The sequence below is a fragment of the Sulfitobacter sediminis genome (genome assembly GCF_040811725.1).
In the GTDB taxonomy this organism is placed as follows: Bacteria; Pseudomonadota; Alphaproteobacteria; order Rhodobacterales; family Rhodobacteraceae; genus Sulfitobacter; species Sulfitobacter sediminis.
Genome location: NZ_JBFNXX010000309.1, coordinates 1 through 228, shown reverse-complemented (window position 1 = coordinate 228; position 228 = coordinate 1). Strand labels below are relative to the sequence as shown.

Here is a 228-nt window from a genome sequence, read left to right as displayed (position 1 = left end):
ACTAGGCAGCACACCCATTAATTCTTGTTTAATCGTTCCGATTTGTGATTCAATCTCGAGCAAACATTGGGCGGGAGAAGACAAATGGCACGATCAGACATGAGCGATCTGGAATGGGAGTTCATCAAAGCTGTCTTGCCTAATAAAACGCGTGGCAAGAAGCGTGTTGATGACCGCCGCGTGATCAACGGCATTTTCTACGTCCTGCGCACCGGCATACCGTGGGCT

At 49.6% G+C, this 228-nt stretch carries 1 protein-coding gene; it reads left to right on the top strand.

Annotated elements, in window-relative coordinates:
* Positions 1–84: 84 nt before the first annotated feature.
* Positions 85–228 (top strand): transposase (locus AB2B41_RS23860; RefSeq protein ID WP_367880299.1); only part of this gene is annotated, 144 nt, incomplete at its 3' end.